Genomic DNA, 11,401 nt, shown 5'->3' on the forward strand with positions numbered 1-11,401 from the left:
TATGATAACTGGTATACTGCTCGCACAATGACCTGTTTCAAGTGGTAACGTCATGGAACAAAAAGTCACAGTCCAACCGGCCGATAAGGTCAAGATCCAGCGTCCTTCTTCAAAAGGCGGCTCAAACACGGCCCGCAATCGTATTTACGTGCGAGATGTCAAAGGCGGCATGGAGTATTTTCGTCGCTCGTGGGGCTTTATTCTACTCGCTGTTTTTGCACTCATTCCGTGGTTAACCTATAACGGTCAACAGGCGGTACTGCTCGATATCATGGAGCAACGCTTCCGTATCTATGGATTAACTCTCTGGCCGCAAGATTTCACAGTATTGGCGTGGTTTGCAATTGTTGCGGCGGTGGCGCTGTTTTTTGTGACAACGATTTGGGGACGTGTCTGGTGTGGCTTTATGTGCCCGCAAACCACATGGACCTTTATTTTTATGTGGTTTGAGAAGAAGTTTGAAGGGCCTCGAAACAAGCGCATTAAACTTGATGAGCGCAAAATGGACTTTGACAAGTTCTGGCGTAAGACAGGTAAACAAATCGGTTGGGTTTCAGTGGCGTTGTTGACCTCATTGACCTTTGTAGGTTACTTCACCGATGTGCGTCAGCTATTCGCTGATTTCTTTACCCTTGATGCGGGCTTCTGGGCAACATTCTCAGTGCTGTTTTTTGCGTTCTGTACATACGGAAACGCGGGCTACATGCGTGAAATCATGTGTACGCATATGTGTCCTTATGCACGCTTCCAGTCCGCTATGTTCGATAAAGACACCTATACAGTCAGTTACGATGCGAACCGTGGTGAACCGCGTGGCCCTCGCGCACGCAAGGCCGATCCTGATGAAAAAGGGTTAGGTCATTGCATTGATTGCTATATGTGTGTGCAGGTGTGTCCAACCGGTATCGATATTCGCAATGGTTTACAGTACGAGTGCATTGATTGTGGTGCCTGTATTGATGCTTGTAATGACGTCATGGATAAAATGAAGTATCCGCGGGGTCTGATTCGGTTTACTACTGAACGCAACTTGAACACGACCGATAAATCGCAGAAGACCAACCCGTGGCGAATGAAAACAATCGGTTACTTCGTCATTATGTTAGTTGTTACGGCTGTGATGATTTGGGATGTCGCGACACGGGTTCCGCTCGAGGTCGACGTATTGCGTGATCGCAACTCGTTATATCAAGAGAATATCCAAGGCGAAATTGAAAACGTATACACCCTTAAAATTGTCAATAAATCTCAGATCGATCAAACCTATTCGATTGATATCGAAGGGATCTCAACGTATCGCTTGATTGGCGATACAGAGAAGTCGGTCGGTGCGGGTGAAGTCGGCAGTCTGCCCGTAACGCTGGCGGTGCCCCCTACTGAATTGAATGACTCAATTACTGAATTTAACTTTGTTGTGACCTCGGAGACATCAGAAGGTGTTACTATAAAGCAAGAATCTCGCTTTATTTATCAATAGGTCGCTATGGTTAATGACAAAGACTTTGCATTCGCAGGTCTGTTGCCCGATGTGGTAATCAATGCAATCGAGAGCTTGGGTATTTATCCAAGCTCTGGCTTGTTACCACTGAACAGCTATGAAAACCGGGTCTACCAATTTCGTTGTGACGAAGGGCGGCGTTATGTCGCAAAGTTCTACCGTCCGCACCGTTGGAGTAATGCCCAAATAGAAGAGGAACACCTCTTCTCTCAGCAGCTATTAGACGATGAAGTACCTGTCGTTGCACCACTGCGCATTTCTGATAACACCCTACACGAGTTTGAAGGCTATCGCTTTGCGGTGTTTCCAAGCATCGGTGGGCGCGCCTTTGAACCTAATGATTTAGATGACTTAGAACGATTAGGTCGCCAGATTGGTCGACTGCATCAAGTGGGTAAAAAGTCTTCGTTCAAAGCACGTGAATCGCTGGACATTCAACGACTTCTAACAGAATCTATTGATGAATTGCGGCGCTCGCAATTACTGCCTGAGGAGTTACAAGCAGCGTTTTGGGCTATTTTATCGCCTCTGGCGGACAAGCTACAAACCTTTGCTTGGGATAGTTTGGCGTATCAGCGGTTACATGGAGACTGTCATATTGGTAATGTATTACAGTATGATACGGAATTGACCTTTGTCGATTTAGACGATTGCCGTATGGGTCCTGCCGTTCAAGATTTGTGGATGATGTTAAATGGTTCGCGGGAAGATCAAACCTGTCAGTTAGATGCGTTGATTGAGGGCTACCAAGATTTCTGCGATTTTGATAAAAAAGAGATTGCGTTCATTGAACCTTTACGCGGGTTTAGACTCATTCACTATATGGCATGGCTTTCTAAGCGCTGGCAAGACAGTGCTTTTCAACGCGCGTTTCCATGGTTTAGCGAGGCTCGCTATTGGGAGTCACAAATTTTAGCGCTTAAAGAACAACGCGCAGCGTTGGATGAAGCGCCCATTAAACTCGGTTATTAACAAAGCGAATTAAGTAGGAAGAAGCATATGAAAAACTGGTTGTTAGGGTTAGCGAGTGCGTTACTTATGGTAACGGGTATGGTGCAGGCTCAAGAGTTTGAGGAAGGCACCCATTACGAAGTGATTTCTGATACAACGACAGGTGACGCGCAAATACTTGAGTTCTTCTCGTTTTACTGTGTTCATTGTTATCGCTTTGAGCCTATTGCGGAGCGTTTGAAAAAAGAATACCCAGATGCGTTCGAGAAAATGCATGTTTCATTTTTAAGCCCAAAAGATGACGTGGGTGAAACAATGACTAAAGCATTTGTTGTTGCTCAGAAACTGGACGTTGAAGATAAAATCGTTCCGGCGATCTTTGATTACAACTTCGCGCAGCGCAACATGCTGACCAGTGAAGATGATATCCGTAATGTATTCATCCTAAACGGTGTTGCGGGGGATGAGTTTGATAAAGCCATGTCGAGCTTTGCTGTCCGTGCAGCAGCAAGCAAGATGGATCGTACGGCGACTGATATGGATGTGCGTGCAACACCAACATTTATCGTGAATGGTAAATATAAAATGTTGCCACAAGGCTTCCGTGACAGCGACGACTTTGCTGCTGACTTTTCTAAGCTAGCAGGCTTCTTGCTCAATAAATCGTAAGATATTTAATGAACGAGCCCCGCCATTAAGCGGGGCTTTTTTGTTTTTACTGCTCGCCGTTTTCCGTATTGTCCTCGCTTTCAGCCTCAGCTTCGCTTGATTCAGCACGTTGCTTGGACGGCACCTGTTTGATGTGTTGTGTTTTGGGGAAGTACTGATAATAACTCAGGTTAAAGTCAGCCATTATGGTATATAGATACTCGAACAGAATGGACTGGATTTTCTCGTAATCCGCCCAGCTGGTTTGCTTAGAGAACGCGTAGATCTCTAATGGCAGGCCGGAAGCGGTTGGCTCAAGTAATCGCACCATAAGCGTCATATCGTCGCGGATCTCTTCATGATGACTCACGTAATCTTGCACGTAACACCTAAACGCCGTTAAGTTCGAAACCGGTTTATTAATTTGATGTCGTTTAAGCCATTCATCGAGCGACTCGTTGAAATAATTAGAAGCTAAGGACTCAAGGGTTTCATCATCAAGAATTTGTGCGCTATCAAGGTCAAGCATCAATGAGCGCTTGATACGGCGACCACCAGAATTGATCATGCCCTGCCAGTTTTTGAAGGACTGGTGAATCAATACATACGTAGGTAAATAAACGGTCGTCTTATCCCAATTTTCGACTTTGACAGTAATGAGCCCGACTTCTTGTACGGTACCATCGACGTCTGAATCGGGTACTTGTATCCAGTCACCGATACCAACCATGCGGTTTGTCGCGAGCTGTACGCCTGCAACAAAGCCCATGAGCGTATCGCGAAATACCACCATCAGTATTGCTGTCATGGCACCAAAACCGCTCAGTAAATACATCGGTGACTTGTTCATCACAATCGCCACTGAAATGATGATAGCCATAAGTACCAAAATGAGTTTTGCGACTTGAATAACGCCGGTAATAGGTACTTCTCGAGCTTTACTTGAGTACTCATAAGCAATCGCGATGACGTTAGCTAATGCCAACAAAATACTGGTAATGATCCAGGTTAAGTAGATGCCGATGGCGGTTTGTAAGGGACCTTGCCACTTCTCAAAATCGTCAACAAATACGACAGGAATAAACAGGTTAATCAGGAGGACTGGGGCTAGATTTGCGCACCGCTTAAAGAAGCCACTGTTAACTAAGGATTTGTACCAACGCTCAGGTGCTTTTTTGAGCATGCGGTGAATGGTTTTATTAATAATCAGACGGGTAATCTGATAAATAATATAGCCGGCGATAATGATAAATATGGACTGTATGCCGATGACAGCGTAGGTGAGTAAGTCACCTTCAAGACCGAGTTGACTCAACCATTCGTTGATGAAGTTTAAATCCATATTTTTCTATCCTTATCGGTTGTCTTGCTCCGCCTTTGCTTTTAAGCGATCAATGGTGGCATCTTTTTGTTGCCAACGTTCGTTAAGCCAGCTTTGAAATGATGCTTTAAACTCAGGATCGTTTTGATAATCACCGATGAGCTCGGGTGTAATGGGTAACGTTTTGATATCAACGTATACATCGCGCAATTGTCCACTGAGCAAATGCCACACTACGGGGCGATCATCATTCCCCGGATATACGATGGTTATATCAAGAATCGCCTCAAATTGATCACCCATTATTTGTAAAGCAAACGCGGTACCACCGGCTTTCGGCGTAAGTAAGTGTTTATATGGGCTCGATTTCTTGGCATGTTTTTCGGGAGTAAAGCGAGTGCCTTCGCAGAAATTAACTACGGTTGTAGGGATATGCTTGAACTTTGCACAGGAACGCGCGGTGGTTTCAATGTCTTTACCTTGCAAGTGAGGCTTCTTCTGGAGTTTTTCTTTTGAGTAGCGCCGCATAAAAGGCATATCTAAAGTCCAACAGCCCATCCCCACGATAGGTACCCATAGCAGTTGATACTTTAAGAAAAAGCGTGGCATGGGCACATTGCGACGAGTTAAATGCATAAGTACTAAAATATCGACCCAGCTCATATGGTTGGCCATAATCAAATACCAACCTTTTTTATGAATATTTAAGTCGCCCTCAATATGCCAATCCATTCGTTGAGTCAGCTGAAAAGTGACTGACATACAATAGCCCCAGATACGGAAAACCGAATTGGCTAGGTGGGAGAAGAACCGCGTCAATGGCGGAAAGGGAAGTAACAGTTTAAAAATTCCAACCACAATCACCATTAAGCCGACAATCGCCGTCGTCAGTGCTGCCCATGTAAAATTGATGAGGACGCGAAACGGAATTAAGAGTGTACGGAGCATGATGTTGGTATTCCCTTCCCTTGTTTAAAACATCAATCATAACGGAACAAATAAAGGTTGTCTGTTGCGAAATTCACCATTTTTAATATACTGTACATATATACAGTATTGCAGGAGTGACACAATGCAACCGAAGTTAAAGCAACTGGTGAATAAAGGGCTGCTCTGGCAAGGAAGACAAACCCATTACCAAGAGCAACGGTTTCTGAGCACAGGGCATACTTCGCTAAATGAGCTTTTAGGTGGCGGGTGGCAGTTTGATGCGGTTCATGAATGGCAACTTGATTCGCCCTTTATAGAGCAAAAATTGCTCTGGCCCTTACTCGAGCAATTACATGAAATGAATCAGCCTATCTTTTGGTTAAATCCGCCCGCTTTATTATCCGCAGCCGGTTTACGCTGGCGCTTAAAGCAGGCGGATAGCTTACATATTGTGCTGAACACGTCCGCTAAAGAGGCCGCTTGGGCATTTGAGCAAATTCTACAAAGTGGTGCTGGGATAGCATTTTTATGGCAGCCCGAGTCAGAAAACCAATCGAGTTATGTACGACGCTGGCAAAAGGCTGTGCAACAGGGGCATCAAATGGGCTTTGTGTTGACGGCACTTGAGGAAACGGTAGAAGCGCGAGCTTACACCAATCGTCTGCGTTTACACACGAGCCACAAAGTAGATGTTCTCAAGCGTCGTTATGGTTGGCCCGTTAACAATATCAGTTTATGAAACTGTGGCTTTACTTACACTTTCCGCGTCTTCTGCTGGATAACATAGAGCGTTTGCAGCCGCATATCCGGCGCTTGCCAGTAACGCTGGTTTATCAAGAGCAGCAAAAAGAGTGGTTACTGCAATGTAATGATACTGCGTTAAGCCTGGGGTTAGAGCGAGGACAGAGTACCGTTTTAGCTCATACGCTAGTCACTAATACGGTGTTCATGCCCTACTCTGAAGAAAAAGAATCACGCGTGCTCATGCGACTCGCTGAGCGACTGTACTTATCCGTTGATAAGCAAGTCTTGTTTAAGCCGCAAGGCATTGCGATACAGGTTGATAGCTTATTGAAGCTCTATCAAGGTATTCATCCGCTTATTACTCATCTGAAAGAAGAGTTAGGGGCGTTAGGTATGAGTTATCAGCTCAGTCTGGGTTTTAGCGCTCGTTCTGCGCAATGTTTGGCTTGTGCGGGTATAGAACAGCTCAGTACCGATAGGTGTGTCATTGAACATGAGCTTGGTCATTTACCCATTAAACAGTTGTTGTTAACGCCTAAAACTGAAAAACGCCTGGTGAATTCGGGAATTCACCAGCTTAAGCAGCTCTGGTCGTTATCTGCAGCGGATATTGGTAAACGCTTTGGCTCGGGTTTGGTTGATGACATTCAGCGACTTAAAGGCAACGAATCGCAAGCATTTGAGTTTTTCCGCCCGCGCGATGCTTTTATTACTCAGTTGGACCTAGTGACAGAGATACAGCATTGGCAAGGCATGCTGTTCCCTCTTAAACGGTTACTACAAGAACTAGAGCAGTTTCTATATCAACGCCAAAAAGTGGTACGTCAACTCACTATTGAGTTGCAACATCGTGACATTGAACCAACGACTGTGCCGCTTAAATTGGCTGCGGATAGCTGGCGAGCATCTGAGTTTCTTAATTTATTGCAATTACAAATGAACCGTCACCCACTCAATGCGCCTGTGATCGCTATTGAGATGAGGGCGCACGAGCTATTTGCGCTCACGCGTGACTCAGGGTCTTTATTAACAAAGGGCGTCGCGCACCAGCAAACGGTTACTGAATTAATCAGTCGATTACAGGCTAGACTGGGTGAAAAAGCCGTTTATAGCCCACAGCTGTCCAGCGATCCCCGCCCTTTGCTAAATGAGCAACGTGTAGCCCAAATGACAGCATTGCCTGCGCAACAGGATGCGCCGCGACGCCCGCTTTGGTTATTCACCGATCCCGATGTTGTAAAAATTGAAGATTGGCAATTGTTAGAAGGTCCCGAGCGTATTCAGTCGGGTTGGTGGTCTAGTCCCGAAATGAAGCGAGACTACTGGCTCGCGCAAGATAAACAACAGCGATTAGGTTGGTTGTACTTTGAAGATGGGTGTTGGTTTTTGCAAGGGTGGTTTAGTTAATGCGCTACGCAGAGCTACATTGTTTATCAAACTATAGCTTTTTACGTTCAGCTTCTCACCCGAGTGAGCTTGTTGATCGTGCGTTAGAGCTGGGCTATGAAGCGATTGCAGTGACCGATGAATGCTCAGTTGCGGGTATTGTCCGCGCTTATGAAGCGGCACGGGAGCAACCGATTAAATTGATTGTCGGCAGTGAGTTTATCGTGCCTGGTGCGGGAATTTTTGTAGTGCTATGCCCTACCCGACGCGCCTATGCCGAGTTGTGTGAAAAAATAACTTTATTTCGACAGCGCTCAGAGAAAGGCTCATATGCAGTTCAACTGGAAGACTTTCTGGATGGATTTGATGACGCGTTATTACTGTGGTGGCCACAATGTGAGAGCGAGGGTCTATCTTACGCAAAAGCACTCAATTTAGGCCATCAACTTAAGCGTCGCTGGCGAGACCGACTATGGCTGCTTTACGAAAGACACTATCAACATAATGACAAAGCCGTGTTTAGAATGGTGTGTCGTTTAAGTAAACAGGTTCAATTGCCTGTTACAGCATCTAATGGTGCAGTGATGCACGATGCCAGCCGTCAGCCACTGCTCGATATTTTGAGTGCGACTAACGCCAATCAGTCGTTGTTACAGCACCCCGAAGTCTGTGCATTAAATACGGAGCGCAGATTGCGTGCTCTTAACGAGCTACAGGCTTGTTACCCGAGCAGTTGGTTAATGGAATCTGCCGCAATAGCTGATCGCTGTACTTTTTGTATGTCGGAACTCCAGTATGAATATCCGGCTGAGTTAGTTCCTAAAGGAATGACGGCGCAGCAATACCTGCGTCAGCTTACAGAGCAAGGTGCTCAACAGCGCTATCCTGCAGGCGTCCCTGAGTCTGTTATACATCAGTATGAGAAAGAGCTGCAGTTGATAGCAGAGCAGCGCTATGAATATTTCTTCCTTACCATTCACGACCTCGTCGAATTTGCACAGTCTCAAGGTATTTTTTATCAAGGGCGTGGATCCGCAGCAAACTCAGTTGTCTGCTATTGTCTAAAAATTACAGCGGTTAACCCTGCTCAATTTGATGTGCTATTTGAACGTTTTATTTCTAAAGAGCGTGATGAGCCTCCTGATATTGATGTGGACTTTGAGCATGAACGGCGTGAGGAGGTTATTCAGTATATTTATAAGAAGTACGGTCGTAAGCGTGCTGCACTAGCGGCAACAGTGATTCGCTACCGTTTTAAAAGTGCTTTTAGAGATGTCGGCAAAGCATTGGGCTTTAGTGAGCAGCAGCTACAGACATACCGACAAAACCTCGATCGGCGTGATAGAACCCAGAATTGGAAAGAGCAGCTTGCAGAGCAGTATCCTGCACTTGTTCAGTCTAAACGCGGACAACACTTACTATCCTTAACTGAACAGCTCATGGGATTTCCACGCCATCTTTCTCAACACGTGGGTGGCTTTGTTATCGCAGCTAATGAACTGACTCAACTAGTACCTATTGAAAATGCCAGCATGCGCGATCGTACAGTTATCCAATGGGATAAAGATGATCTTGAAGTACTTAAACTACTCAAAGTGGATGTGCTGGCGCTTGGAATGCTGACTGCTTTACGTAAATCACTTGAGTTATTAAAGTCTAAGCGTAACTTAACGCTTGGTTTGGCTGATATTCCTCAAGAAGATCCCGTTGTCTACCGTGCATTACAGCAAGGAGATTCTGTTGGTGTGTTTCAAATTGAGTCCCGAGCACAAATGAACATGTTGCCTCGTCTTAAGCCCAGCACTTTTTACGATCTGGTAATACAAATCGCGATTGTCCGGCCTGGACCTATTCAAGGGGATATGGTTCATCCTTATTTACGTCGCAGAGCAGGTAAAGAGAAAGTCGACTATCCGAGCGGTGCCGTCAAGCAAGTTCTACAGCGCACGCTGGGTGTGCCTATTTTTCAAGAGCAAGCGATTAAGCTAGCGATGGTTGCGGCTGGGTTTAGTGGTGGTGAAGCCGACCAATTAAGACGCGCAATGGCGGCGTGGAAAAGTACCGGGAAGTTACAGCAGTTTGAAGATAAGCTGATTTCTGGGATGCGCGCGCGTGGCTATAGTGAATCTTTTGCACAGCGGCTATTTCATCAAATTTGTGGTTTTGGTCAGTATGGCTTCCCAGAGTCCCACTCAGCAAGCTTTGCTAATTTAGCGTATGCCTCAGCTTGGTTAAAAGTACATTATCCTGCTGCATTTTTTGTAGGCTTACTGAACAGCCTACCGATGGGGTTTTATTCGCCCTCTCAATTGATTCAAGATGCAAAACGCCATGGCGTACGCTTTTTACCTGCAGATATCAATCACAGTCAATGGGATTACCAATGGCTTGCTGATCAAGGGAACTGCGTGCGTATTGGGTTGCGCCAAATTTTCGGGCTTGCACGTTCGCGTATCGAGTCGCTGTTGAGCCAGTCGGGTAAGACACCTTTTACTGATACCGAACAGTTACGTCGTGGTGGTCTGCATGAGTCTGATATTCAAGCGCTGGCAAAAGCCGATGCACTCACGTCGCTATCCGGACATCGGTATCAGGCGCATTGGGATGCTTTGTCACTCAGCGATCAGCAAATGCCGCTGTTTAATGATGTTGCAGATACCAAAAGTGAAATTTCAATGAAGCCTTCTGAAGCTGAGGATATAAAAGCAGATTATGCGAGCACAGGACTCAGCTTAAGACGCCATCCAATGGCTCTGATACGTAAACGCTCTGAAGTGAAGAAGTGTGTGACTGCTGAAGCATTAGCAGGTTGTCGCTCGGGTCAGGTGATTGAGGTTATTGGATTGGTTACCTGTCGACAAAGACCTGGCACTAAAAGTGGTGTGACTTTTTTAACTCTAGAAGATGAAACCGGGAATATGAATGTTGTGGTTTGGGCCAATACCGCGACACTATATAGAAAGGCCTTTATGTCGGCGCAGCTTCTGTGGGTTAAAGGCGTCATTGAAATGAGCGAGGGTGTGATTCATGTTGTAGCAGGTCGTTTAGACGATAAAAGCGAACTGCTACAACTGAGTAAACTCGCATCGCGGCGGTTTCATTAATTTAGAGGGTGACTCAGGATATCGGCTTAACGTCGATTATGTACTCATCTTTTAAGCGAACATAGTTCTCTGCTGATGCGCTTAGGAACGCCATCTCTTTATCGTTCAAGGGTCTTTTCTTTTCTATCGGGCTACCAACGTATAAATAGCCTGACTCTAATACCTTGCCAGGTGGCACTAGGCTGCCTGCGCCAATGATCACATCATCTTGCACTTCTACGCCGTCCATCACGATAGCCGACATTCCAACTAATACTCGGTTACCGATACGACAGCCATGCAGCATACACTGATGCCCTACTGTGACATCTTCACCTATAATAAGCGGATCGCCATCTGGCTTACCTGCACTTGCGCGACTAACGTGAAGAATGGAACCATCCTGTACATTGGTTCGGGCGCCAATATGGATATAGTTCACATCGCCGCGGGCAGCGACTAAGGGCCAGATGCTTGCATCATCACCAATGGTGACATCGCCAACGATGACTGCACTATCATCTATATATACGCGTTCGCCTAATTGCGGCTCCTTTTCATGGTAGCTCCGAATATCAGCCATAACTCTACTCCTATCATCTTTTGCGATCCTGAATTGTACTTTTAACTATAGCTGTTTTGCTTAAAAGCGCATAGTTTGTACAGGCTAGTGGGAAAATTGCCTATAAAAGAAACGATGTGATTTAACTTTGACCGAACAACAAAAAAATCAGTTAAATTTGATAAAAAGCCCTTGACCTGCGGAGATAAATATCTAAAATACGCCCCACGTTCGAGGCAGGCAACGAAGCCGCCGAAAACATAAGTTTTCTAAAAAAT

The 11,401-nt window shown here is 45.6% G+C and carries 9 protein-coding genes; 6 read left to right on the forward strand and 3 right to left on the reverse strand.

Annotated elements, in window-relative coordinates:
* The first annotated feature begins 52 nt into the window (after positions 1-52).
* From ccoG to DFP83_RS12360, 3 genes are read left to right on the forward strand one after another with little or no spacing between them, the layout of a single operon-like run.
* Positions 53-1,477, forward strand: coding sequence for a cytochrome c oxidase accessory protein CcoG (ccoG, locus tag DFP83_RS12350; RefSeq protein ID WP_110576190.1), 1,425 nt, complete (start codon positions 53-55; stop codon positions 1,475-1,477).
* A 6-nt stretch (positions 1,478-1,483) separates the two neighbouring features.
* Complete coding sequence (locus DFP83_RS12355) at positions 1,484-2,470, forward strand: serine/threonine protein kinase (protein ID WP_110576192.1); 987 nt, start codon at positions 1,484-1,486, stop codon at positions 2,468-2,470.
* A 27-nt stretch (positions 2,471-2,497) separates the two neighbouring features.
* Complete coding sequence (locus DFP83_RS12360) at positions 2,498-3,118, forward strand: thiol:disulfide interchange protein DsbA/DsbL (protein ID WP_110576194.1); 621 nt, start codon at positions 2,498-2,500, stop codon at positions 3,116-3,118.
* A 46-nt stretch (positions 3,119-3,164) separates the two neighbouring features.
* Here DFP83_RS12360 and DFP83_RS12365 read toward each other — a convergent pair whose 3' ends face one another.
* The gene (locus tag DFP83_RS12365) at positions 3,165-4,439 is read right to left on the reverse strand and encodes a mechanosensitive ion channel family protein (protein WP_110576196.1); all 1,275 of its coding nucleotides are present in this window, start codon (positions 4,437-4,439) and stop codon (positions 3,165-3,167) included.
* 12 nt (positions 4,440-4,451) lie between these two features.
* On the reverse strand, positions 4,452-5,366 hold the full coding sequence (locus tag DFP83_RS12370; RefSeq protein ID WP_110576198.1) for an acyltransferase: 915 nt from the start codon (positions 5,364-5,366) through the stop codon (positions 4,452-4,454).
* A gap of 124 nt (positions 5,367-5,490) precedes the next feature.
* Here DFP83_RS12370 and DFP83_RS12375 point away from each other — a divergent pair, with 124 nt between their 5' ends.
* The 3 genes from DFP83_RS12375 to DFP83_RS12385 are packed head-to-tail and all read left to right on the forward strand — an operon-like array spanning position 5,491 to position 10,582.
* On the forward strand, positions 5,491-6,087 hold the full coding sequence (locus tag DFP83_RS12375; RefSeq protein ID WP_110576199.1) for a SulA-like SOS-response cell division inhibitor: 597 nt from the start codon (positions 5,491-5,493) through the stop codon (positions 6,085-6,087).
* The gene (locus DFP83_RS12380) at positions 6,084-7,499 is read left to right on the forward strand and encodes a Y-family DNA polymerase (RefSeq protein WP_110576201.1); all 1,416 of its coding nucleotides are present in this window, start codon (positions 6,084-6,086) and stop codon (positions 7,497-7,499) included. Before DFP83_RS12375 ends, DFP83_RS12380 begins: the two co-directional genes overlap by 4 nt.
* The gene (locus DFP83_RS12385; protein ID WP_110576203.1) at positions 7,499-10,582 is read left to right on the forward strand and encodes an error-prone DNA polymerase; all 3,084 of its coding nucleotides are present in this window, start codon (positions 7,499-7,501) and stop codon (positions 10,580-10,582) included. The genes DFP83_RS12380 and DFP83_RS12385 overlap by 1 nt, the downstream gene beginning before the upstream one ends.
* Positions 10,583-10,595: 13 nt before the next feature.
* Here DFP83_RS12385 and DFP83_RS12390 read toward each other — a convergent pair whose 3' ends face one another.
* Positions 10,596-11,144, reverse strand: a complete 549-nt coding sequence (locus DFP83_RS12390) for a gamma carbonic anhydrase family protein (protein WP_110576205.1) — start codon at positions 11,142-11,144, stop codon at positions 10,596-10,598.
* Between the last annotated feature and the right edge of the window lie 257 nt (positions 11,145-11,401).

Source organism: Idiomarina fontislapidosi (assembly GCF_003226255.1).
Classification (GTDB): Bacteria; Pseudomonadota; Gammaproteobacteria; order Enterobacterales; family Alteromonadaceae; genus Idiomarina; species Idiomarina fontislapidosi.

Excerpts from the sequence above, each read along its gene's own strand:
- DFP83_RS12360 (WP_110576194.1), top strand. The coding sequence starts at position 2,498 with ATGAAAAACTGGTTGTTAGGGTTAGCGAGTGCGTTACTTATGGTAACG.
- DFP83_RS12370 (WP_110576198.1), bottom strand. The coding sequence starts at position 5,366 with ATGCTCCGTACACTCTTAATTCCGTTTCGCGTCCTCATCAATTTTACA.
- ccoG (WP_110576190.1), top strand. The coding sequence starts at position 53 with ATGGAACAAAAAGTCACAGTCCAACCGGCCGATAAGGTCAAGATCCAG.
- DFP83_RS12385 (WP_110576203.1), top strand. The coding sequence starts at position 7,499 with ATGCGCTACGCAGAGCTACATTGTTTATCAAACTATAGCTTTTTACGT.
- DFP83_RS12355 (WP_110576192.1), top strand. The coding sequence starts at position 1,484 with ATGGTTAATGACAAAGACTTTGCATTCGCAGGTCTGTTGCCCGATGTG.
- DFP83_RS12365 (WP_110576196.1), bottom strand. The coding sequence starts at position 4,439 with ATGGATTTAAACTTCATCAACGAATGGTTGAGTCAACTCGGTCTTGAA.
- DFP83_RS12390 (WP_110576205.1), bottom strand. The coding sequence starts at position 11,144 with ATGGCTGATATTCGGAGCTACCATGAAAAGGAGCCGCAATTAGGCGAA.
- DFP83_RS12380 (WP_110576201.1), top strand. The coding sequence starts at position 6,084 with ATGAAACTGTGGCTTTACTTACACTTTCCGCGTCTTCTGCTGGATAAC.
- DFP83_RS12375 (WP_110576199.1), top strand. The coding sequence starts at position 5,491 with ATGCAACCGAAGTTAAAGCAACTGGTGAATAAAGGGCTGCTCTGGCAA.